Genomic DNA, 21,345 nt, shown 5'->3' with positions numbered 1-21,345 from the left:
GCTTGGATTTGCCCCCTTTTCCCGCGACAGAGTGACGGGCGCAAATGAAAAGGGCCGGACAGATGCCCGGCCCCGTATCAATATCGCATGTTCAGATCACTTGACCTGTTGGCCATTTGCAAAGATCGAGCCGTCCTCGCGGAACTCGATCGCGGTTTGCAGCTGGTCGGGATTGCCTTCTGCGGGGCGGGCAAACATGGCGATCATCATGCGCGCACCCATCAGCTGTTCCTGAGGCATCACGCCCATATTGGCCAGAACCTCAAGCAGCCCGTTCAGGCCGGTAAAGGTGCCGGTCACCTCGCCCACCGGCTGCGCGGCACCTTCGGGGATGGTCAGGTCGCCGGACACGTTGGCCTGGGCGCCGACAGCGTCCAGGGCCAGCTTGTTGATCTTGACGGTTTGGGGTTGGAACGGAACAGGCATTTGCGCGGGCGGCGCGGCGCCTTCCTCGATGGCGGCCATTTCCTCGGACATGCGCTGACCGAATTCCGGGTCCAGCAGGTCCTCGCGCATCTGTGCCAGGCCCTCCAGGTCGATCATCAGGCTGGCCGGTTCGCGTGACAGCTGGCCTTCCGGATCGAACAGGTTCCAGATGCCCTCTGCCAGGGTCAGGCCGGACAGTTCATAGGTCAGGTGATAGGGCTGCGGTTCATCGGATTTACTGACCGGGAACACCACATTCGCGGATGCGTTTTCAATGGCATAGCTGATCGGGAACGGCAGATCGTCCGAGGTCAGCTCGGCGGTCGATCCCTGGGCGCTGCCGCCATAACTGATGCCTTCCTGCGACATGCGCAGGGCGATTTCGCTTTTCTCGGTCTGGATTGCGGCGGCACCGGATTGAGGATTGCCATCGGCATCGGTTCCCGCGAACTGCATGTCACCGGTTATGGCGCCCATGGTCACCTTGCCTTCGACGCTCATGCCCGATTTCAGCGCCTCATGCGCCTGATCGGCCATGTTGAACTGTCCTGTCGGCGCGATCATCAGACCGGCCATTTCCAGGCCGTCAATATGCGCCTTGGCATTGACCGAACCGGCGCCGGTTTCCTCGGTTCCGTTATCGGCAAGGCTGAGAACAAGGTCGAGGCCGGCAACGGCCATGTCATAGGTGGATTCGGCGCCGTCACCCGCGCGGCTGCGGTATTCGCCGGTCATGTCGTTCAAGGTGACGGTGACGGGCATTTCCGCGGCGTCGGGATCATCCACCTCGTCAAACCGGGCGGTGATCGTGACCGACGGATAGGTCAGTTCATGCAGCATGTCATCGGCGTCACCAGAGGACAGCATCTCGTTCGAGGGCATCGCGATGACCGCCTGCGCGCTGACATCATCCTGACCTTCGATATGCGTCGTCATATTGGCGGTCACCTCGCCTTCGATGACGGTTCTGACCTTCGCATCGCCCGTTTCCTGCAAGGTCATCTTGGGAATTGCGATGGTGACTTCTTCCGCCTCGCCCTTGGAGGCGACCTCGACATCGGTCAGGGTCAGCGTGCTGCCGGCCTCATCGCGGCTGCCGGTGGTGACCTGATATCCCATATCCGAATAATAACGGTCCAGATTTTCCCAGACCTCGGCGGGCGAAACCTCGGCCAGCAGGGGCGATGCGCCCGCAATCAGGGCAAGAGACGAGGTTGCAAGCGATCGGAACATGCCGGATACCTTTCAAAAGCTGCAATTTGCCCGATGTCTGACACAGCACCGGGATCAGGGAAAGGGAACAATCCGTGATCAGGACAGAACGCCACGGCTCTTTGGGCAAATTGATCATCTCGCGACCAGACAAGGCCAATTCCCTGACGGCGGATATGTTGCGGCAGCTGACGCGCGCGCTTGAAGACATGGCTGCACAAAATTGCGCAGCGTTGATCCTGACGGGAGAAGGACGGGTGTTTTCCGCCGGTGCCGATCTTGATGAGGCGCGGGCCGGGCTTGCGACCTCGCCTGAATGGGAGCGGCTTTCGACCCGGCTGGCCTCTATGCCCTGTCTGACCATCGCGGCACTGAACGGCACGCTTGCGGGGGGCGCGTTCGGCATGGCTCTTGCCTGCGATCTGCGCATCGCCGTGCCGGAGGCCAGATTTTTCTATCCGGTGATGAAGCTGGGCTTTCTGCCCCAACCAAGCGATCCGCGCCGTCTTGCCGGTCTGATCGGACCGGCCCGCGCCAAGATGATCCTGATGGGCGGACAGAAAATCGACGCCCACGAGGCATTGAATTGGGGGTTGATCGACCGGGTCCTGCCGGCCGCAGAGCTGATGGCCGGCGCCGAGACGCTGGCGGGCGATTGTCTGGCCGCTGATCCCGGTCACGTGTCGGCCATCAAGGCGATGGTCGGTCAGCTGTAAACCGCTTCCTTGTTGAAATGGCGGCACAGCAGGTAATAGACGACCGCGCGATACTTGGTTCGGTTGGAACGACCATAGGCGTCGATGACAGCGTTGATCCCGTCCATCAGCGCGGGGCCATCGGGCAAGCCGAGCTTCTTCATCAGATAGCTTTGACGAATACGGTCCAGTTCTTCCTGATCGCTGGAAGCGACGGTCGAGGCATCGTCGTTATAGATTGAAGGGCCGCAGCCGATGGTCACCTTGGTCAACAGGTCCATATCGGGCGTTTGACCCAGCTTTTCCTTGATGTCCGCAGCATATTTTTCGATCAGATCGTCGCGCTTTCCCATGTCCCTCTTCTCCCTGTTGTTGAGACTTTGGAAAAGAATGCGGTCCCTGCCCCGTTTTGGCAAGTCAGCCGGCATCAGACATATAGGGTCAGGTCGGAAATGCGCGATGTAATCGCCGGAAGTGCAGAACCGTGTCCCAGATGTAACAGTGATCTCGGGGCTTTCGCGAACCTTGTTCTGCGGTTGAGTTGTGTTTTGGATATATTTCCCTGCACGGTTCGAAACGCTTGCCAAGGCGTTCTTTTTTCGCCCTGTTTGGTTCATGTCGGTTGTCGGCGCGGGGTCAAGCCCGCATCTAGGGGGCAACGAATTCTAGGAGTTTTCCATGCGCAAGACGATCCTGACCGCAATCCTTGCCCTGTCCACCGCAGTTCCGGCGGCTGCCGAAACGATCCGTGTGGGCATGTCGGGCGGGTATTTTCCGTTCACCTTCACCAAGGCCGACGAGCTTCAGGGCTTCGAGGTCGATTTTCTGAACGCTATCGGCGAGGAAACCGGCGATGACATCGAATTCGTGACGATGTCGTTCTCGGGGCTGATCGGTGCCCTGGAATCCGGGCGTATCGATACGGTTGCAAACCAGATTACCATCACCCCCGAACGTGAAGCCAAGTTCGCCTTTTCCCAGCCCTATGTCTATGACGGTGTGCAGGTGGTTGTGAAAGCGGGCAACGAAACCGAGATTACCGGGCCTGAAAGCCTGAAGGGACGCTCGGTCGCGGTGAATCTGGGGTCGAATTTCGAAGAGGTTCTGCGCCATCTGCCATATGCGGATGAAATCGACATCCGCACCTATGAAAGCAATATCGCCCAGGATACGGCGCTGGGGCGGGTCGACGCCTTTGTGATGGATCGCGTGTCTTCGGCGCAGGTGATCAAGGAAAGCCCGCTGCCGCTGGCGCTGGCGGGCGCGCCTTTCGACGGTATCGAAAATGCACTGCCGTTCCGTAATGATGAAGAAGGCAAGGCGATGCGTGATCGCGTGAACGAGGCGATCTCGACCCTGAAGGAAAACGGCAAACTGACCGAGATTTCGGAAAAGTGGCTTGATATCGACGTGACCAAGCCGCTGGCTGACTAAGATGAACGCTTTGGATATCGCCTATATGTGGGATCTGGTTCCGGTGATCGCCGGCTATATCCCGCTGACCCTGTTCATGGCCCTGGTGTCGATGGTTCTGGCGCTGATTCTGTCGGCGATGCTGGCGATCGTGCGGGTGCTGAAGCTGCCGGTCATCGACAGGGGCGTGGCGATATTCATCAGTTTCTTTCGGGGTACGCCGTTGCTGGTTCAGTTGTTCCTGTTCTACTACGGCCTGCCCCAACTGTTCAGCTTCATGACCAATATCAATGGCGTGACGGCGGCAATCATCGGGCTGACCCTGCATTTTTCGGCCTATATGGCCGAAAGCATCAGGGGTGCCATTCTGGGCGTCGATCGCAGTCAATGGGAGGCGGCGGCCTCGATCGGGATGACGCAGGGGCAGTTGTTGCGCCGGATCATTCTGCCCCAGGCCGCGCGCACGGCCGCGCCGACATTGATGAATTACTTCATCGATATGATCAAAGGCACGTCCCTGGCTTTCACCCTGGGCGTCACGGAAATGATGGGTGCTGCACAGAAGGAAGCCGCCGGCAGCTTTCTGTATCTTGAGGCGTTTCTGGTGGTCGCACTGTTTTATTGGGGCATCGTCGAGATCCTGTCAGTTGGACAGCGCCGAATGGAGCAATATCTGGGCAAGGCGGTGGCAAGATGAGCTGCAACATCGAGATTTCCGGCCTGACCAAGCGTTTCGGGCAGAATACGGTTCTGAACAATATCGACCTGTGCCTGAAGCCCGGCGAACGCGTGGCCATCATCGGGCCGTCGGGCACTGGTAAATCCACCCTGCTCCGTTGCCTGAATTTTCTGGATGCACCGGATGAGGGTCGTATCACTCTGGGTGATCTGAAGGTGGATGCCGCGCGCGCCAGCAAGGCCGATATTCTTGCACTGCGCCGCCGCACGGGCTTTGTGTTCCAGAATTATGCGTTGTTCGCCAATAAATCCGCACGCCAGAATATCATGGAAGGGCTGACCACCGTTCGGGGCTGGCCGGCTGCCAAGGCCACCGATCGCGCGAACCAGATCCTGACGAGGATTGGTCTCGCGGATCGCGGTGACAGCTTTCCTTCCGCCTTGTCGGGCGGGCAACAGCAACGTGTCGGTATCGGTCGGGCCATGGCGCTGGATGCGGATCTGATGTTGTTTGACGAACCGACCAGCGCGCTGGACCCCGAATGGGTTGGTGAGGTGCTGGACCTGATCCGCGCGATTGCCGATGGTCGCCAGACCATGCTGATCGTGACACATGAAATGCAGTTCGCGCGCGAAATCGCGGATCGCGTCGTTTTCATGGAGGGTGGCCGGATCGTCGAGCAAGGGCCCCCGGACCAGATTTTCGGCAATGCCCGCGATGAACGGACCCGCGCCTTCCTGCGCAGGGTTGGTTAATCGGTCAATCCGGCTGTCTCGAAGTAGATTTCGGCCTTGCGGTCGGCATCATACCCGATCCCCGAGGCGATGATGCAGCTTGTCTGGTCCTGGCGTTCTGCGACCAGAGTCCACGTGCCCATTTGGTCTGATCCCCAAAGGCGCGCGATGTCGTGCCCTGCGTTTTCGACGGGAGATTCGTTGAAATCGTGACGCAATGTCCGGTCGATCTCATCATTTGGTGCACAATAAGGTTGATCGCTGGTGGTCATGCCCCCTTGTGGCAGTGTTTCGGCGTGGCGCAGCAGGTCGGCGCTGTCGATGCCGTGATGCGCGGACCATCCTTGAACTTGCTGGTCATCTGCGCGGCTGGCAAGAACGGGCATCGCGACCAACAGAGCGACGCTGCCGGCCGATATCAGGCGGGCGGTGCGATGGGCATTGCGGGTCATGTGACATAGCCTCTTGAATTGCGGTTTATGTCAGAAAAACAAAAGCGTCGCGGGACTGGTTCCCTCACATGCATGTCAGTTGGGCACGGTATGGTGCATGGGCGCCGCCACAACACCCAGGTGTCGAATACCCGGCACCAGATCGCACCCAAAAGCGATCGCCCGGTTTCCGATCCCGCGAAACTGTCTTAGCGTGTCAGCCGAAAAGCCGAACATTGGACGAGGTAGATTGATGGCGATGCTATTGGCGGATGTGGGCGGCACGAATGCCCGGCTGGCCATCGCGCGGAACGGGGTGATCGATGCGGCGACCGTGACCCGGTTTCGAGGCGACGATTTCGACAGTTTCGATGATGTGGTGCGGCGGTTCCTGCGCGAACAGCAGCATCCCCATATCAGCAAGGTCTGCGTTGCGGTGGCGGGGCCTGTCAGTGGCGGGTCGGCACGCCTGACCAATCGCGATTGGGATTTCGAGGAAAACCGGCTGGCGCGGCTGACCGATGCCGACCATGTTCGCCTGATCAACGATCTGACTGCGCTGGGATATGCGACCCCGGCCCTGAAAGATGGCGGCGTGATGCCCTTGCGCTCTGCCCCCGGCGATCGGTCGCGCAATGGCCAAAGCCTTGTTGTCGGATTGGGCACGGGGTTCAATGTCTGCGCTGTCCGGGCGTTACCCGGCGATACGATCACCGCGATGGAGGCCGAAGAGGGCCACACCAACCTGCCGGCGAATATCTATCGCAGGCTGGTCGACGAGATCGGCGCGACAGATGCGGCGGCATTTGATTCGACCGAGGAAACCTTTGCCGGGCGTGGTTTGGCGCGCCTTCACGGGCTGCGCACGGGTCAGGCCTCGGTTCGTGGCGAAGAGATTGCCCGGGCGGCGGAAGCCGGGGATCCGCAGGCCAACGCGACCTATGACCTGTTTGCCGAGCTGGTCGGCCTGTTGTGCCGTGAACTTACGCTGCGCTTCATGCCGCTGGAAGGTTTGTTCCTGGCCGGCAGCGTCGGGCGCAGCATTGCAGACCGGATCGAGTGTTTCGAGGCCGGGTTTCTTAACGACCCGTTCATGCGTCACATTCCCGGCAACACGCCGGTCCTGCTGATCCGCGACGACATGGCCGCCCTGCATGGATGCCTTGCCGCGCTGACATAGTTGCCTATTCGCGACGGTTCGTCCGGTTACTCGGGGTTTCCAGTGAATTTCTGGAAATTTCGCCGCATTTCTGTTCATAATGACGAAAAGCCAAAGGGACGGGGCAGGAATGATGCGGGCATATCTGCGGGCAGGCTTGGTGCTGACGACCGCGCTGGGATTTGCCGGAATGGCGCTGGGGCAATCCTCATCGCCGTTTTCGGGCTGGTTCGGGGGCGGCAGCGAATCTGAAAGCCCTGTCGATTTCACGGTGCGCATCACGGGGGGCGATGAAGACGGGCTGGAAAAATCCATCCGCAACACTTCGCTGATATCTTCGGCGCTGTCCGAGGGGCGCGTTACCGGTCAGGATATTCTAGCCGCCGCACGTGGCGATTACGCCCGTATTCTGGGCGCGCTTTATGATCAGGGGCATTATTCAGCGCTGATCTATATTACCCTGGATGGGGTCGAAGCCGCCGAGATCGCGCCACTGGATGCGCCCGCCAATGTCCGGAAGATCGTGGTCACCGTGGATCCGGGGGCGGAGTTCAAATTCTCTCGTGCGGCCATTGCTCCGATTGCCAGGGCGGACGACATTTCCAAGGATTACGCCAGGGGCGAGCCGGCAGGAACCGGCACCATCAAGAACGCAGCCGTCGATGGGGTGCAGGGGTGGCGGAACCGGGGTCATGCCAAGGCGGATGTTTCCGGCCAACAGATTGTCGCGGACCACAACCAGAACGCCGTGGACAGTCAGATCCAACTGGAACCCGGCCCGGCCGTCACCTTTGGTAAGCTGAACATATCGGGTTACAAGCGGATGGATCCGCGCCGTCTGCGAAAGATCGCCGGCTTTCCCGAGGGTGAGCAATTCGACCCCGAAGAAATCGAGAACGTTCGCAAACGCTTGCGCCGCAGCGGCGTGTTTTCCGCGATCACCCTGGAAGAAGCCGACGATCTGGGGCCGGGAAATACGCTGGACGTGAACTTGGCCGTGGTCGAACAGAAAACCCGCCGGATCGGCGCGGGCTTCGAGATTTCCAGCACGGATGGGGCGCGGGTGTCGGCCTATTGGTTGCATCGCAATCTGTTCGGCGGCGGCGAAAGCCTGAGCATTGATGCCGAGATTTCGGATATCGGATCCGATGTCAGTGGCCGCGACGAGGAATTCACTATTCGTATCGACCGCCCCGCGACCCTGACACCCGACACATCGGCCTATGTCGAAACCAAACTGGCGCGCATGCGCGAAGAGGATTACGATTCCGACAGCGCCAGCATTGCCTTGGGTTTCCAGTATCTTCCCAGCGATGAACTGACCGTGGATGTCGCGATCCAATATCAGTATTCGCGTGTGAACGACGCCGATGAAATCCGCAAGTTTCGCGTTCTGGCCTTTCCGATTTCCGCGACATGGGACAAGCGCGATGACCCGACCGATGCGAAGCGCGGCTTTTATCTTGACGGCGAGGCGACGCCCTTCAAGGGCTTTGACGGCACCGATTCAGGGGCACGGCTGACCGGCGAGGGGCGCGGTTACTATTCATTCGGAGAAGATGATCGTTTCACCCTGGCCGGACGGGCCGTTCTGGGCACGATCCTTGGCAGCGAAATCCAGAATACACCACGTGAATATCTGTTCTATTCGGGTGGTGGCGGAAGCGTGCGTGGTCAGGCCTATGAATCCCTTGGGGTCGAGGAAATCGTCGGCAGGGATGGCCCGATCGAAACGGGCGGCATGAGCCTGGCGAATGCCAGCGCCGAAGTCCGGTTTCGTGTGCGCAACAATATCGGATTGGCCGCCTTTGTCGATGCAGGCGAGGTCTGGACCGAAGGAAGCTGGTCGGGCGAAAGCTATTGGCATGCGGGGGCTGGCGCGGGTGTGCGCTACAACACGCCTGTCGGACCTTTGCGTTTTGATATCGCGGCGCCTCTGGGCAATGGTGATACCGATGACGGAGTTCAGGTTTATCTCGGATTGGGGCAGGCATTCTGATGCGCAAGACTTGTATATTGCTGTTCGCTATCCTGTTTCCGCTGACGGTTCTGGGACAGGATGTCGCCGACCTGTCCGAAGAGGTGGATGACGATCGGGGGTTTCTGACCCGGCTGCTGGAAAAGAACCTGTCGGGGGATGGCCGACAGGTCACGATCGACGGTTTCGAAGGCGCGCTTTCGTCGCGGGCAACCTTCCGCAAGATTACCATCAGCGACCCTGACGGGGCATGGCTGACACTGGAAGATGGTGCGATTCAGTGGAATCGCGCGGCGCTGCTGCGGGGCAGGGTCAGCATCGCTGAACTGCATGCGACACAAATCGATCTGCCCCGGCTGCCTGCCGCAGGCGAATCCGCGCCCTCTGCCGAGGCCAGGGAATTTGCGCTGCCAGAGCTGCCGGTTTCAATTGCCATCGACAAGATCGAGGCCGAGCGCGTCGAACTGGGCGAACCGGTGATTGGCGTTGCCGCAGCCATCAGCGTGAATGGCAGCATGAGCCTTGCCGATGGCGAAGGCGAGGCGCAGCTGACCGTCGACCGGTTGGACGCTGCGCGCGGGGAATTTGTTCTGGATGCAGGATATTCGAATGAAACCAAGGAAATACGCGTCAATCTAGGCCTGGATGAAGCGGCTGACGGGCTGTTGGTCAATTTGGTCAACCTATATGATAAACCTTCGGTCAAGGCGCAGATTTCCGGCGAAGGGCCGCTATCGGATTTCAGTGCCGATATCAGTCTGGAAACCGACGGCCAGCCACGCGTCGAAGGCATGGTTGGCATTGTCGGCCAATCCGGACCGGATGGCAGCGACGGCACCGGATTCAGCTTTGACCTTGGTGGCGATATTGCCGCACTTGTTCCCCCGGCGGACCGGGCGTTCTTTGGTGCGCAAACGCAGATGTCGGTAAAGGGCTGGCGCGGCGCTGATGGACAATTGCAGATCCCCGAACTGGCGGTTGATACCGAGGCGCTGGGTATCTCGGGATCGCTGGCCATGAACGCGCAATCCGCGCCGAAAAAGGCCGATCTGCAGATTCTTCTGGGGCGCGATGCCAATGCCGCCACCGTACCCGTCGCCCTGCCATTCGGTGATGGCGGCATGAGTGTCGAGGGCGGTCAGTTGCAGCTGACCTATGATGCCGCGCAAGGGCAGGGCTGGAGCCTGACCGGACAAGTCGATGAACTTGATCAGGGTGACATCAGGATTCAGGATCTGACGCTGAATGGCGCGGGCGAGGTGTTGCTGGACGGCAGCGCCCTGCAAGAGGTCACGGGGAAAATCGAGTTCGGCACCGCCGGAATGGAATTCGCGGATCAGGGATTGGCGGATGCTGTGGGTGCGTCGGTGACGGGCGATGCAAGCTTTGACTTCACACCGGGGCAGTCCTTTGTGGTGCCCGAACTGAAGGTCGCCGGGGATCAATATGGCCTGACGGGCTATTTGATGTTGTCGGGTCTTTCCGCCGGGTTTCTTGTTTCGGCGGATATTGATGCGGAATATGCGGATCTCGGACGCCTTTCCGGTCTGGCGGGCAGGCAGGTTTCGGGGCGCGCGGATGCGGCGCTGACCGGATATTATCGGTTGTTCAACAACAGCTTCGACATTGATGCAAAGATTTCCGGCTTGGACATCCAGATCGACCAGGAACAGGCTGATCGCCTGCTGGCGGGCGAATCCGTCATCGACCTGAGCGCAAGACGTGACGACACGGGTATCGAACTGCAGCATTTCGGGATCAATGCGCAGGGTTTGACCGCAGAGGCGCAAGGCTATCTGAACAGTTTGTCCAGCGATGTGACGGCGCAGATCTCGATGCCGTCGCTGTCTGCGGCGGATCCTGACTATGCTGGCGGTCTTGACGCACAGGCCAAGATTTCGGGGGCGGATGGACAAAGACGGCTGACCGTGACCGGCGAAGCCGACGATTTGCAGATCGGCATCGAGGCGTTGGACAATGCCTTGCAGGGGCGCACGAATCTGACGGTCATCGCACAGCAGCAGGATGACGGTTTCGGGCTTGAGAATTTTCAACTGTCCAATCCGCAGCTGAGCGCCGAAGCGGAAGGAAGTTTCGTCGCGGGGGCACTGGACGCCACGGCCAGTTTCGACATTCCCGACATGGCTGCCTTCAAGGCTGGATGGTCGGGCGACCTGCAGGCCGATGCCAAGGTGACCGAAACGGATGGGGTGCGATTTCTGGACCTGACCGGAACGGGCCAGAACTTGAGCCTCGGGCAGCAGAATGTCGATGGCGCGCTGACCGGAACCACCTTGCTGAAGGTCGAGGCCGAAGAAAATTCAGGCGTGATCACCCTGCGGGATGTGCGTCTGAACAACGAACAGGTTACCGCCCATGCCGACGGTGTCTATGGCACGGGTGTCACCGACATCACGGCACAGATCGAGGCGCGTTCGCTGGCGTTTCTGGGTGAAGGATGGCGTGGCTCGGTCTCGCTCGACGGTGAATTCAAGCAGGCAAACGAAGATGTGCGGCGTCTGGAATTGACCGGGACTGCCCAGGATCTGGCGATTGGTCAGGCGCAGGTCGATGGCGCGTTGGCTGGCGAAACGCGCCTGAAGGTCACCGGGACAGAACAGAACGGCGTTTTCAGTATCGAACAGGCCCAGTTCGAAAATCCGCGATTGAATGCCTCGGCCAGCGGTAAGGTCGGCGCGGGCGAGACGGATCTGAATGCCACCGTCAACGCCCAGGATCTGCGTTTTGTCGGCAATGGCGTAAGTGGCGCCGTTGCGCTTGAAGGGCGCGTCAGTGAAAGCAACGGGGTTCGCCGGATCGAAGCCACCGGGCAGGCAAATGCCCTGTCCGTCGGTCAGGCATCGGTCGATCCGCTGTTGCGGGGACAGACGAATTTCGAACTTGCCGCATCGCAATCGGATGCCGGGCTTTCAGTTCAGCGCATCGATATTGCCAACCCGCAATTGCGGGTGGACGCCAGTGGTGACACCTCGACCGGTTTGACCGTTGATGCGCGGCTGAACGATCTGGGATTGGTGGTCCGGCAATTGCCTGGGGCCGTCACGGCGTCAGGGACGGTTCGCGAGCAGGGTGAGAATTTCATTCTCGATCTGAATGCGACAGCCCCCGGCGCGACCAATCTGCAGATTTCCGGATCGGCTGCGCGGAACTTTGCGACAACCGACCTGAGCATTACAGGCAACACCAATGCATCGCTTGCCAATGGTTTTCTGCGCACGCGCAGCATCGAAGGGCCGCTTGGGGTCGATTTGCGTTTGGCGGGCGCGCCGTCATTGCAGGCCCTGTCCGGGCAAGTGCAGTTGCGCAACGGCGAGCTTGCCGAGCCCGGTCTTGGCTTGCGGCTGGAACGGATGAATGTGACGGCTGGTTTCCAGAACGGAAACATCAATGTCGATGCAGAAGCAGGTGTCGGAGCGGGCGGACGGCTGACGGTTGATGGTCCGGTGAATCTGACTGCCGGCAGCGCTGATCTGGATGTGGTGCTGGACAATGTTGTCGTGCGGGATCCAAATCTTTACGAGACGCGCATCAATGGGGATGTGCGCTTCACCGGCAGTTTCGCCGACGGGCCACTGATTTCTGGCCGTGTCGATCTGGGCGAGACCGAGCTTCGCATTCCTTCCACGGGTCTGGGCGGCGCAAAATCCATTCCCGATATCGAACATGTCGGAGATACAAGGCCGATGCGCGCGACGCGTGCCAAGGCGGGGATCGAGGAATACCCCAGCGCAGCATCGCGCGATGCCGGAATGGCGGCACCGCCATCGACGCCGCCGGCGAACCCTCCGCGTCTGGACCTTCAGATCAATGCCCCCCAAAGGATCTTCATTCGCGGTCGTGGGGTCGATGCCGAGATGGGCGGAGATTTGACCGTTCAGGGAACGACCCGGAATGCGATTCCCATCGGGCATCTGGAACTGATCCGCGGGCGTGTGGATCTGTTGGGCAAGCGTTTCGTGCTGACCGAGGGGCTGGTCGAGCTGCAGGGGTCATTGATCCCGGTGATTACGCTTGTCGCCGAGACAACCCAGGATGACATCACCACCCGCATCATTATCGACGGAGAGGCGCGCGACCCGGATATCAAGTTCGAATCCTCGCCCGAATTGCCCGAGGAAGAAGTGCTTTCGCAGCTGTTGTTCGGGCAGGGGCTGGACAATATCAGCCCCCTTCAGGCTGCGCAGCTGGCCAATGCGCTGGCGGTTCTTGCCGGCCGGGGCGGCGAGGGTATCGTCAGTCGTCTGCGTGCCGGCGCAGGGCTGGACGATCTGGATCTGCAGACCGATGATGAAGGAAATGTCGAAGTTCGCGCCGGAAAATACCTGAGCGAGAATGTCTATACCGACGTCGCGATCGGCGATGATGGGACGACGAACATAAATCTGAACCTCGACATCACGAAAAGCCTGCGCGCACGCGGATCTGTTGCAAGCGATGGTGAAAGCACCATAGGTGTCTTTTTCGAGCGCGATTATTGACCTGTTGGCGCGGATCTCAATCCGCGCCGATCGCCCGCGCTGTCTTCACGTCGATTTGGGATTCTGCGGGGTCAGTGATCTGATCCCATGACGCTTCTGACGACCGGAATCGCAGCATTCGACGACCGCCGGCCAGGGTGGATACGCTCCAACGTAGCAGCTTGCCATCAGGCCCGCTGATGGCGCCACTGCTGCGGTTCTGACCATCCTGGCCCGACAGGCGTGAGACCAGGGCATCAAAGCCGGGTCCCGTTTCTATGCGCTGCTGCCATTGCGCCAGCGCCGCGGCCAGATCTTCGGGCTGGTCCTGCCACAATTCCCGATAGGACTGGTTCATCGTCAGCATGTCACCGCCGGGACCAAAGACGATCAGGGCGTCTTCTATTCCGTCAAGAACATGTGCGGCCATCAAAAGCTCGGCTCGGAATTGTCGGGTCTTGGACATTTCCGAGGTGATGTCCTCGAACAGAAATGCAACCGCACCATCGGGGTGAGGACGGCCGGTCACGCGATAGGTTTGCCCGCCGGGCAGGGACCAGGTTTCGACATGCCGTCCTGTGGCTGCGGCGCTTTCCAACTGATTCATCTGCTGGCGCCAACTGCGGAAATCCTTTGGTTCCGGAACCATGCGCAGTTCGCGCAACTTGTCCAGCAGGTCGAACAGGGTCGGGCGGGCGGTCAGGAAACCGGTCGGCAACCCCGTCAGATCCAGCAGGGCGGGGTTGAACAGTTGCAGGTTTCGTTCCCGATCAAAGATCGCAAGCCCGGTGGGCAGATCCGCAAATGTCTTGGTCAGGGTCTGCACGAATTCCCGCAGGCTGCGCTCGGCGCGGACGGCGGCATCGGCGGGAAGGGCGAACATCATCGTTTCGTCGCCGATTTTGTGACTGTAGCATTCGAACCAGGAAATGACGCCATTGGTATCCAGCTGCGCCCGACGGGTTTGATTGTCCGTCCCGGGTGCCTGCCTTGAGGCCTCAAGCAGCCGGGGAAGCGGCCAACCGATCATAGCGCCGTCGCGTTCCTCGACACGACGCAGATAGGTGCTGTTGGCCCAGGTGACACGACCCTCGCCATCCTGGCGCCAGATCAGAGTCGGGGTCTGGTCCAGCGCGCCACGCAGCAGGTCCAACTCTTCTTCCATGGCTTGCTGACACAGTGCATCGACGACGATACCGGCACCTTGCGCCGACGGATCAGTCAGGGTTATTCGGATTGTGTCCCCGCCGATATGTTCTGCCACGACACGCAGGGTGGCGGTTCCGCTGCCATCGTTTCCGACAAGCTCATCCCGCCCATGTGGGGGGATGTCTGCCAGCCGTTCCTGTGCGTTGTCAAAGCGCGGCGCAAGCCATTGCATCAGTCGCTGCCATTCCCCCGAAGGTGCGGGGATGCGCGACAGAAGATCGCGGGCCGGTTCAGTGGCATCGATCAGGCGGCCTTCCTGAAACAGGAACACCATCGGTTGAAGCCGCGCTTCGAGCCGGCCCGCACGTTTCGTCGCAAAATAGCTGTTTCGTGTGCGATCCCACAAGCGTATGCAGGCTATGGCAAGGACAACCGAAACCGTCCCGCCCAGAATCGCGGTCGCAACAACGACGATACCTTCAGAAAACACGGGACTCAGCCTCCATTCGTTTTTCTGACCATAGGGTCGGCGGACTTAATGATCGGTTAACGCGCAGCTATTCGAGGGGCGGGTTGTGGCCCAGACGCGCCCTTTCATCCATGACGATCCGTTCCAACGGCCAGCGCACGGTGACCAGCGCCCCGGGCCCGCCATTGGCAAATGACAGCTTCGCGCCCGATCGTTCAAGCAGGGTCTTGGCGATGAACAGTCCAAGCCCCATGCCGTCATATCCATCGCGTTGCGCGCCCGTCTTGCGGCTGGTCAGAAAGGGGTCACCGATCCGCGCCAGCAAGGCGGCAGGATAGCCCGGTCCGTCATCGCGAATGGTCACGGTCAGATGCGAGGCGGTTGCAACCCCTTCTATGACGACGCGGGTGCTGGCGAAATCGACGGCGTTCTGGATCAGGTTGCGCAGTGCGTGCGTAATGGCCGGGTCGCGCCTGATGCCCGGTCCTTCGGCAAGGATTTCCACGAAGGGACCACGGCCCTGATGCGGCTCGGCAGCGTCTTCGAGAATGGCGCGCAGAGGCGCTGCGTGCAGCAACAGGTCATCCTTGCCCGCGCGACCCATGCTGCGAAGGATTTCGCCGCAACGCTCGGCCGATTGACGCAGGGCAACAGCGTCATCGCGCAAATCCGGCCGATCCGTCAGTTCATCGGCCAGCTCGGCCGCAATCAACTTGATCGTCGCCAGGGGGGTGCCCATTTCATGCGCTGCCGCCGCCACAACTCCGCCAAGATGTTGCAGGCGCTGTTCCCGTGCCAGGGCCATTTGCGTGGCAAATAACGCATCCGCGGTTGCCGTCAGCTCTGCGGTCACCCGATGCGTATAGACCGCGAAGAACCCAACCCCGATTACCAGCGCGACCCAATGGCCAAGCGCCAGCAAAGGCTGTATTTCCAGCGGCGTTCCATGACGGTCATGCAACGGCAGGGCCAGCCAGGACGCCAGCGTGATCATGACGACTGTCGCCAGCCCCAGCGCAAGGGTTTGACGGGAGTTCAGCGTCGTCGCAGACACGGTGACGGGTGCAAGAACCAGCAATGCGAAGGGATTGGTCAGGCCGCCGGTCAGGGCAATCAACGCGGAAATCTGAATCAGGTCGAAGGCCAGATGACGCGCGGCGCGGCCAGGTGACGTCCGTCGGGGCGGATTGAGAATTTGCCAAAGGTTCATCGCCAGCATGACGCAGATCAGCGCCAGCACCGACCCCAGCGCAAATTCGATTCCAATGGTCCAGGCCGCGATGACCGCTGCAAGCTGTCCGACGATAGCGACCCAGCGCAACAGAACCAATGTGCGCATGCGGATCGGTTCGGCCCGCCGGGCGGAACCGAGCTGTTCACTAATCTGTGCGGATTGCTGCGACATCGCGTGCCTTGATACCTGTCCGGCTATGCGCGATCAATGCGGCCGAATTCAAACCCGAAAGGACTGCCATATGCCCAATCGCACTAGCCTGATCCTTGGATCTGTCGCAGCCTTGGCACTGCTGGTTGGCGGCGGTGTCTATCTTTCGCAGAAAAGTGGCGGCGATCAATACGCACAATGTCGCAGCAGTACGGTTTCCGGTGGTATGGACAGTTTCGGCGCCGATTTCACCCTGACGCGGGATGATGGCGAACGGGTAACTGCCGCACAGGTATTTACCAAGCCGACCCTTTTGTATTTTGGATATACCTTCTGTCCAGATGTCTGCCCGCTGGATAATGCGCGAAACGCAGAAGCGCAGGCCTTGCTGGCCGAGCAGGGCAAGGATGCGCAGATGGTTTTCATCACCGTGGATCCACGTCGCGATACGCCGGAAGTTTTGGCCGATTACACAGATATGATTTCGGACGAGATGATTGGCCTGACGGGCACGGACGAGGAAGTCGCCGCGGCGAACAAGGGCTGGCGCAACTATTACAAGGCCAATGACGAAGAAGACGATGAATATTATCTGGTGGACCACATGACCAATACTTATCTGGTCATGCCGGGAAACCAGACCGTCGAATTCTTTGCACGTAATGTTTCCCCCACCGAAATGAGCGAAAGGGTCGGTTGCTTCATTGATAAGGCGACCTGAATCCATTCAGATCGCGCCACATTGAATTTTCCGCCCTTTCACGTTTAGATCGGGCAAACGCGAGGGCTGACCATGAACGATGAAAAACGGCTGGCGCTGGGGCCGGATCCTTCCTTGCTGCTGGTCGATGACGATGACATGTTCGTTAGCCGTCTGGCACGGGCAATGGAACGTCGTGGCTTCCAGACCCGCACGGCGCTGTCGGTCGCAGATGCGATGGTCATGATCGAAGATTCCGCCCCCGCCTATGCGGTTATTGATTTGCGGTTGGAAGACGGCAATGGGCTGGATGTCGTCGAAGCGCTGCGCGAGGCGCGCGAAGAGGCCAAGATTATTGTTCTGACGGGATATGGCGCCATTGCAACGGCGGTGGCCGCCGTGAAAATGGGCGCAACCGATTATCTTTCCAAGCCGGCTGATGCCAACGATATCACCTCGGCGTTGCTGGCAGACGGAGAGCTTTTGCCGCCGCCACCCGAAAACCCCATGTCGGCGGATAGGGTAAGGTGGGAACATATTCAGCGTGTTTATGAACAATGCGACCGCAATGTCAGCGAAACTGCACGCCGTCTTCATATGCATCGCAGGACGCTTCAGCGAATTCTTGCCAAAAGGGGCCCAAGATAAATAGTTCTGATTCTATTGAAACTAAACTATGTTGATATAGGTTGCCTGAATATCAGGAAATGGACGCCAAAGATATGAACATAGATTTTGACAAACTTAACCTTAAGGAAATGCGCGAATTGCGGGCAAAGATTGACCGCGCGATCAATTCCTATGAGGATCGCAAAAGGCGTGAAGCACTGGCCGCCGTTGAAGAGGCCGCAAGATCCCATGGTTTTAACCTGTCGGAGCTGACGGGCGCCAAGCCCCCTCGTACCGGAACCGTCGCGCCGAAATATGCGAACCCGAATGATCCGACCATGACCTGGACGGGGCGTGGACGTAAGCCGCGCTGGGTGCAGGAAAACCTTGAAAACGGCAAGACGCTGGAAGATCTGTTGATCTGAACGGATCGGAAGACGGTGGAAACACCCGATCTGCGTGAATCTGAACCTGCCTGACGGGGCCTGTCAGTTTCTTGAATCGATCAGGCCCATCAGGAAATGGAAGCGCGCCAGATACGCGGCCCGCACTGTCGCCGGCGGTTCGGGCGTGATTTCCAAAGATGTCAGCAGCTCCGCGTTCGGAACTGGAAACAATCGCCGGGCTTCGCTTTCTGAAAAGCCCGCGATCTGAACCGCTTCGAGGCGGGCAGATATCCGGTCTGCCAGCTTGATCTTTTTCTTGATCGCCGCGGGAAGTATCGCAGGCAGGCCGAAACGGCGATGGATTGCGGTTGTCAGACGTTCATCCATTGCACCATATTCGTGACCAAGTGCGGATTTTACCGGCGAAATCATGTCTCCGATGACATATTCCGGTGCATCGTGCAGCAGGGCAGCCAGGCGCCACGAAGGTTCCGATGCAGGGTTCAGGCGCGCGAAGATATCTTCAACCAGAACCGAGTGTTCTGCGACTGAATACGGCCAGTCGCCATGCGTCTGGCCGTTCCAGCGCGCCACGAAGGCAAGGCCGTGGGCGATATCCTCGATCTCGATATCGAAAGGGGTCGGATCCAGAAGATCAAGGCGCCGGCCCGACAGCATTCGCTGCCAGGCGCGGCTGGATCTGCGTGCCATTCAGGAAAGTTTCTGATTGGCCGGTGCGCCGGCTTCCGTTTGGGCCTGGGCGCGGCGCGCCAATTCCTGACGATAGAGTGCGACGAAATCGACCGGATCCATGTTGAAGGGCGGAAAACCACCATCGCGCGACAGGTCAGAGACAATCCGGCGCACGAAGGGGAACAGCATGCGCGGGCATTCGATCATCAGAAACGGGTGCAACTGGTCTTCGGGAACGCCTTCGACATGAAACACCCCGCCATAATCCAGCTCGATGAGAAACATCGTGCTGTCATCGGCCTTGTTCTTCGATGTGACCCGAAACTTGGAAATCACCTCATACTGATGCTCGGTCGAACGCTTGCGCGCATCGAGGCTGACCTGCACGGTCATTTCGGGCTGCACATCTCCCGATGGGGCGCCTTTGGTGGCAACCGCGTTTTCGAAGGACAGATCCCGGATATATTGCGCCAGGATCTGCATGCGAACCGGCTGTTGCGCCGGTTGCTGCGCGGCTGCTTCACCGTTCGGAGTGGTTTCGTCGGCCATTTTTCTACCTCACAAGTTCGAACTTGGGGCAGGTTCTAGCAGGTGGTTGTTACGGCCTCAATGGCGCGTCCAGCCCGAATTGCCGCGCGGTGGCTGGTCGTCGCCCTCCAGTTCCGGCGGCAGGTCTGTGGGCGTGCGGCGACCGTTTCCGTCATGTGGTTCGGTCACTTCGTATTCACCGTCGATCACGCCTTCGCCATAGGGGGCGCGGTGCGTGTCACGCCGGTGCATGCCCGAATTGACCGAAAAACCAGAAACCCGCACATGGCGGGACAGCTGGTTCATGACCCGATCGCGCAGTTTTGGCACCAGCAACAGCAACCCGACGGTATCGGTAAAGAAGCCGGGGGTCAGAAGCAGCATCCCGGCAATCAGGATCATCACCCCATGCGCCAGCGGCCGGCTGGGATCGCGCAACTCGTTGAAACTGCGTTGGACTTCGGCCAGTGCACTGGCGCCCTGACTGCGCATCAACGATGACCCGATAACCGCGGTCAGGATCACGATCGCCAATGTCGGCCAAAGCCCGATCAGCCCGCCCACCTGAATGAACAGCGCGATTTCAACAATCGGTATGGCGACAAACAGCCAGAAAAGCCACATCTGAATTCCCCTTCCTGCCAGTGCCTGAACTGGACTTGCACCGGTCCGATACTTACATAGGAATGCGAAGCAAAGAAACAAACCGAACTGTCATTATTGAGGCCTTCAACATGCTGTCCAACCCGCTGATCCAGTTGCTTGTGCTGGCCGCGATCGCGATTTTTCTGATCTTGCGGCTCCGCAATGTCCTGGGGACGCGTGACGGATTTGAACCGCCAAAGGCCGAAGCGCCTGAAACCCAGCGCCGTTTCGAGGTGATCGAGGGCAGCGCCGATGAGGTTGATCACGACATCGTTGATCTTGTCGATGCCGACAGCCCCGCCGCCGCCGCGCTGGCCGCGATGAAGCGCGCCGAGCCATCTTTTGCGGCGCATGATTTCCTGTCGGGCGCCAAATCGGCCTATGAAATGATCCTGATGTCTTTTGAACGCGGAGAGCTGGACGAGGTTCGTCCCTTCCTGTCAGAGCCGGTTGCCGACGCATTCCAATCGGTCATCGACCAGCGCAAGGCGCAGGGGCAAAACGTTGAGGCACAGTTTCTGGGCATTCGTGAAACCTCTTTGGCCGGCGCTGAATTTGATACGCAAAGCGGGCTTGCCGAGTTGTCGGTTCGCTTTGTCGGTGAAATGATCGCAGCGACCCGCGACGCCGATGGCAATGTGGTCGAAGGCGATCCCAAGGCATCACGCAAACAGCGCGATGTCTGGACCTTTGCGCGCCGTATGGGCCAGAACGATCCGAACTGGCAGTTGGTCGCAACCGGCTGATGGCCCGGCGCCGGCGGGGATTGACGACCGAAGAACGAGAGCTTTGGTCCAGGGTTGCGCGTAGCGCCACCCCCTTGCCGTCAAGGGGCGGTGCCCCCGCAGAGGAACCGCCCAAGAAGGCCTCATCGCGCGATCTGTCAGAGGTCAAGCGGCAGGCCGAAAGTTTTGAGGCCGAAAGTTTTGGTGCCGAATTGGCGCGGTTCCGCATCGGACAGAATGCGCTGCCCAACCCGGCGGCGCATCGCGCCGAGGCCAGCCCGGCCGAGCGCCTTCGCAGTGCACCGCTGCGGATGGACCACAAGCTTCACCGCAAGATGTCTCAGGGCAAGATGAAACCACAGGCGCGATTGGACCTGCACGGCATGACGCTGAGCGCTGCCCATCCCGAACTGATCCGGTTTGTGCTGAGCTGCCATCAGAACGAATTGCGCCTGATACTGGTGATCACGGGCAAGGGCCGCGGCGATCACGGCCCCCTTCCGACACGCCCTGGCGCATTGCGCCATCAGGTGCCCCACTGGCTGCATACGCCGCCGCTGTCCGGGGTTGTTCAGCAGGTCACGGCCGCACATTACCGCCATGGCGGCGAGGGCGCGTATTATGTCTATCTGAGGCGCGGCGCGTTCGCGTGACGGCGCCGCGCGTCCTGTTCAGGCCCGATTGCCCTTTGGGCCCATGAAATACCAGATCAGCAGGCCCAGAACCGGCAGCACTGCGATCAGGATGATCCACAACAGTTTCGTGCCGTTGGTTTCATTCGTATTGATGACCGTGGCAATCGCCCAGACATCCAGAACAAAGATGATGATCCCGAATAGGTATTCCATGACC

Annotated in this window: 21 protein-coding genes; 12 read left to right on the top strand and 9 right to left on the bottom strand. The window is 59.8% G+C overall.

Going from position 1 to position 21,345, the window contains the following annotated elements:
• Window positions 1–96 precede the first annotated feature (96 nt).
• Window positions 97–1,659, bottom strand: coding sequence for a DUF2125 domain-containing protein (locus PAF17_RS11590; protein WP_271889259.1), 1,563 nt, complete (start codon window positions 1,657–1,659; stop codon window positions 97–99).
• Window positions 1,660–1,733: 74 nt separating this feature from the next.
• Here PAF17_RS11590 and PAF17_RS11585 point away from each other — a divergent pair, with 74 nt between their 5' ends.
• Entirely contained in the window at window positions 1,734–2,354 is a 621-nt protein-coding gene (locus tag PAF17_RS11585) for an enoyl-CoA hydratase/isomerase family protein (protein ID WP_271889258.1), read from the top strand.
• Here the strand turns inward: PAF17_RS11585 and PAF17_RS11580 are convergent.
• Window positions 2,345–2,686: a DUF2853 family protein gene (locus tag PAF17_RS11580; RefSeq protein ID WP_271889257.1), complete on the bottom strand. Its 342-nt coding sequence runs from the start codon at window positions 2,684–2,686 to the stop codon at window positions 2,345–2,347. The two genes, PAF17_RS11585 and PAF17_RS11580, sit on opposite strands and share 10 nt — an antisense overlap.
• A 325-nt stretch (window positions 2,687–3,011) precedes the next feature.
• Here PAF17_RS11580 and PAF17_RS11575 point away from each other — a divergent pair, with 325 nt between their 5' ends.
• The 3 genes from PAF17_RS11575 to PAF17_RS11565 are packed head-to-tail and all read left to right on the top strand — an operon-like array spanning window position 3,012 to window position 5,180.
• Window positions 3,012–3,767: an amino acid ABC transporter substrate-binding protein gene (locus PAF17_RS11575; RefSeq protein WP_271889256.1), complete on the top strand. Its 756-nt coding sequence runs from the start codon at window positions 3,012–3,014 to the stop codon at window positions 3,765–3,767.
• Between the two features lies 1 nt (window position 3,768).
• Complete coding sequence (locus PAF17_RS11570) at window positions 3,769–4,443, top strand: amino acid ABC transporter permease (RefSeq protein ID WP_271889255.1); 675 nt, start codon at window positions 3,769–3,771, stop codon at window positions 4,441–4,443.
• On the top strand, window positions 4,440–5,180 hold the full coding sequence (locus PAF17_RS11565; RefSeq protein WP_271889254.1) for an amino acid ABC transporter ATP-binding protein: 741 nt from the start codon (window positions 4,440–4,442) through the stop codon (window positions 5,178–5,180). The genes PAF17_RS11570 and PAF17_RS11565 overlap by 4 nt, the downstream gene beginning before the upstream one ends.
• On the opposite strand, the gene PAF17_RS11560 is transcribed toward PAF17_RS11565, so the two are convergent.
• On the bottom strand, window positions 5,177–5,611 hold the full coding sequence (locus PAF17_RS11560) for a hypothetical protein (RefSeq protein WP_271889253.1): 435 nt from the start codon (window positions 5,609–5,611) through the stop codon (window positions 5,177–5,179). The two genes, PAF17_RS11565 and PAF17_RS11560, sit on opposite strands and share 4 nt — an antisense overlap.
• A 232-nt stretch (window positions 5,612–5,843) precedes the next feature.
• On the opposite strand from PAF17_RS11560, the gene PAF17_RS11555 reads away from it, so the two are divergent.
• From PAF17_RS11555 to PAF17_RS11545, 3 genes are all read left to right on the top strand, one after another.
• A complete protein-coding gene (locus PAF17_RS11555) occupies window positions 5,844–6,770 on the top strand; it encodes a glucokinase (protein WP_271889252.1) in 927 nt (308 codons plus the stop codon).
• A gap of 112 nt (window positions 6,771–6,882) precedes the next feature.
• Window positions 6,883–8,748: an autotransporter assembly complex protein TamA gene (locus tag PAF17_RS11550; protein WP_271889251.1), complete on the top strand. Its 1,866-nt coding sequence runs from the start codon at window positions 6,883–6,885 to the stop codon at window positions 8,746–8,748.
• On the top strand, window positions 8,748–13,226 hold the full coding sequence (locus PAF17_RS11545) for a translocation/assembly module TamB domain-containing protein (RefSeq protein ID WP_271889250.1): 4,479 nt from the start codon (window positions 8,748–8,750) through the stop codon (window positions 13,224–13,226). Before PAF17_RS11550 ends, PAF17_RS11545 begins: the two co-directional genes overlap by 1 nt.
• Window positions 13,227–13,242: 16 nt before the next feature.
• On the opposite strand, the gene PAF17_RS11540 is transcribed toward PAF17_RS11545, so the two are convergent.
• Together PAF17_RS11540 and PAF17_RS11535 are read right to left on the bottom strand one after the other, a co-directional pair.
• A complete protein-coding gene (locus PAF17_RS11540; protein ID WP_271889249.1) occupies window positions 13,243–14,844 on the bottom strand; it encodes a PAS-domain containing protein in 1,602 nt (533 codons plus the stop codon).
• Between the two features lie 67 nt (window positions 14,845–14,911).
• Complete coding sequence (locus tag PAF17_RS11535) at window positions 14,912–16,228, bottom strand: ActS/PrrB/RegB family redox-sensitive histidine kinase (RefSeq protein WP_271889248.1); 1,317 nt, start codon at window positions 16,226–16,228, stop codon at window positions 14,912–14,914.
• 70 nt (window positions 16,229–16,298) lie between these two features.
• On the opposite strand from PAF17_RS11535, the gene PAF17_RS11530 reads away from it, so the two are divergent.
• The 3 genes from PAF17_RS11530 (at window position 16,299) to PAF17_RS11520 (ending at window position 17,941) form a co-directional block, all read left to right on the top strand.
• Window positions 16,299–16,928, top strand: coding sequence for an SCO family protein (locus PAF17_RS11530; RefSeq protein ID WP_271889247.1), 630 nt, complete (start codon window positions 16,299–16,301; stop codon window positions 16,926–16,928).
• A 72-nt stretch (window positions 16,929–17,000) separates the two neighbouring features.
• The gene (locus PAF17_RS11525; RefSeq protein WP_271889246.1) at window positions 17,001–17,555 is read left to right on the top strand and encodes an ActR/PrrA/RegA family redox response regulator transcription factor; all 555 of its coding nucleotides are present in this window, start codon (window positions 17,001–17,003) and stop codon (window positions 17,553–17,555) included.
• Between the two features lie 74 nt (window positions 17,556–17,629).
• The gene (locus PAF17_RS11520; RefSeq protein WP_271889245.1) at window positions 17,630–17,941 is read left to right on the top strand and encodes an H-NS histone family protein; all 312 of its coding nucleotides are present in this window, start codon (window positions 17,630–17,632) and stop codon (window positions 17,939–17,941) included.
• A gap of 63 nt (window positions 17,942–18,004) precedes the next feature.
• Here PAF17_RS11520 and PAF17_RS11515 read toward each other — a convergent pair whose 3' ends face one another.
• Genes PAF17_RS11515 through PAF17_RS11505 form a run of 3 tightly spaced genes read right to left on the bottom strand, consistent with a single transcriptional unit; the run spans window position 18,005 to window position 19,747 of the window.
• On the bottom strand, window positions 18,005–18,613 hold the full coding sequence (locus tag PAF17_RS11515) for an HD domain-containing protein (RefSeq protein ID WP_271889244.1): 609 nt from the start codon (window positions 18,611–18,613) through the stop codon (window positions 18,005–18,007).
• Complete coding sequence (secB, locus tag PAF17_RS11510; protein WP_271889243.1) at window positions 18,614–19,144, bottom strand: protein-export chaperone SecB; 531 nt, start codon at window positions 19,142–19,144, stop codon at window positions 18,614–18,616.
• 57 nt (window positions 19,145–19,201) lie between these two features.
• Window positions 19,202–19,747: an FxsA family protein gene (locus tag PAF17_RS11505; protein WP_271889242.1), complete on the bottom strand. Its 546-nt coding sequence runs from the start codon at window positions 19,745–19,747 to the stop codon at window positions 19,202–19,204.
• Window positions 19,748–19,860: 113 nt separating this feature from the next.
• Here PAF17_RS11505 and PAF17_RS11500 point away from each other — a divergent pair, with 113 nt between their 5' ends.
• Both PAF17_RS11500 and PAF17_RS11495 read left to right on the top strand, forming a co-directional pair.
• On the top strand, window positions 19,861–20,514 hold the full coding sequence (locus tag PAF17_RS11500) for a Tim44/TimA family putative adaptor protein (RefSeq protein WP_271889310.1): 654 nt from the start codon (window positions 19,861–19,863) through the stop codon (window positions 20,512–20,514).
• Complete coding sequence (locus PAF17_RS11495) at window positions 20,514–21,146, top strand: Smr/MutS family protein (protein ID WP_271889241.1); 633 nt, start codon at window positions 20,514–20,516, stop codon at window positions 21,144–21,146. The genes PAF17_RS11500 and PAF17_RS11495 overlap by 1 nt, the downstream gene beginning before the upstream one ends.
• Window positions 21,147–21,164: 18 nt before the next feature.
• On the opposite strand, the gene PAF17_RS11490 is transcribed toward PAF17_RS11495, so the two are convergent.
• On the bottom strand, window positions 21,165–21,341 hold the full coding sequence (locus PAF17_RS11490; RefSeq protein ID WP_271889240.1) for a PLD nuclease N-terminal domain-containing protein: 177 nt from the start codon (window positions 21,339–21,341) through the stop codon (window positions 21,165–21,167).
• Window positions 21,342–21,345: the final 4 nt, after the last annotated feature.

It is taken from the genome of Paracoccus onchidii, from assembly GCF_028294535.1.
Lineage (GTDB): Bacteria > Pseudomonadota > Alphaproteobacteria > Rhodobacterales > Rhodobacteraceae > Paracoccus > Paracoccus onchidii.
This window is presented reverse-complemented; position numbering and strand designations above follow the sequence as displayed.

Excerpts from the sequence above, each read along its gene's own strand:
- PAF17_RS11590 (WP_271889259.1), bottom strand. The coding sequence starts at position 1,659 with ATGTTCCGATCGCTTGCAACCTCGTCTCTTGCCCTGATTGCGGGCGCA.
- PAF17_RS11580 (WP_271889257.1), bottom strand. The coding sequence starts at position 2,686 with ATGGGAAAGCGCGACGATCTGATCGAAAAATATGCTGCGGACATCAAG.
- PAF17_RS11575 (WP_271889256.1), top strand. The coding sequence starts at position 3,012 with ATGCGCAAGACGATCCTGACCGCAATCCTTGCCCTGTCCACCGCAGTT.
- PAF17_RS11570 (WP_271889255.1), top strand. The coding sequence starts at position 3,769 with ATGAACGCTTTGGATATCGCCTATATGTGGGATCTGGTTCCGGTGATC.
- PAF17_RS11565 (WP_271889254.1), top strand. The coding sequence starts at position 4,440 with ATGAGCTGCAACATCGAGATTTCCGGCCTGACCAAGCGTTTCGGGCAG.
- PAF17_RS11560 (WP_271889253.1), bottom strand. The coding sequence starts at position 5,611 with ATGACCCGCAATGCCCATCGCACCGCCCGCCTGATATCGGCCGGCAGC.
- PAF17_RS11555 (WP_271889252.1), top strand. The coding sequence starts at position 5,844 with ATGGCGATGCTATTGGCGGATGTGGGCGGCACGAATGCCCGGCTGGCC.
- PAF17_RS11550 (WP_271889251.1), top strand. The coding sequence starts at position 6,883 with ATGCGGGCATATCTGCGGGCAGGCTTGGTGCTGACGACCGCGCTGGGA.
- PAF17_RS11545 (WP_271889250.1), top strand. The coding sequence starts at position 8,748 with ATGCGCAAGACTTGTATATTGCTGTTCGCTATCCTGTTTCCGCTGACG.
- PAF17_RS11535 (WP_271889248.1), bottom strand. The coding sequence starts at position 16,228 with ATGTCGCAGCAATCCGCACAGATTAGTGAACAGCTCGGTTCCGCCCGG.
- PAF17_RS11530 (WP_271889247.1), top strand. The coding sequence starts at position 16,299 with ATGCCCAATCGCACTAGCCTGATCCTTGGATCTGTCGCAGCCTTGGCA.
- PAF17_RS11525 (WP_271889246.1), top strand. The coding sequence starts at position 17,001 with ATGAACGATGAAAAACGGCTGGCGCTGGGGCCGGATCCTTCCTTGCTG.
- PAF17_RS11520 (WP_271889245.1), top strand. The coding sequence starts at position 17,630 with ATGAACATAGATTTTGACAAACTTAACCTTAAGGAAATGCGCGAATTG.
- PAF17_RS11515 (WP_271889244.1), bottom strand. The coding sequence starts at position 18,613 with ATGGCACGCAGATCCAGCCGCGCCTGGCAGCGAATGCTGTCGGGCCGG.
- secB (WP_271889243.1), bottom strand. The coding sequence starts at position 19,144 with ATGGCCGACGAAACCACTCCGAACGGTGAAGCAGCCGCGCAGCAACCG.
- PAF17_RS11505 (WP_271889242.1), bottom strand. The coding sequence starts at position 19,747 with ATGTGGCTTTTCTGGCTGTTTGTCGCCATACCGATTGTTGAAATCGCG.
- PAF17_RS11495 (WP_271889241.1), top strand. The coding sequence starts at position 20,514 with ATGGCCCGGCGCCGGCGGGGATTGACGACCGAAGAACGAGAGCTTTGG.
- PAF17_RS11490 (WP_271889240.1), bottom strand. The coding sequence starts at position 21,341 with ATGGAATACCTATTCGGGATCATCATCTTTGTTCTGGATGTCTGGGCG.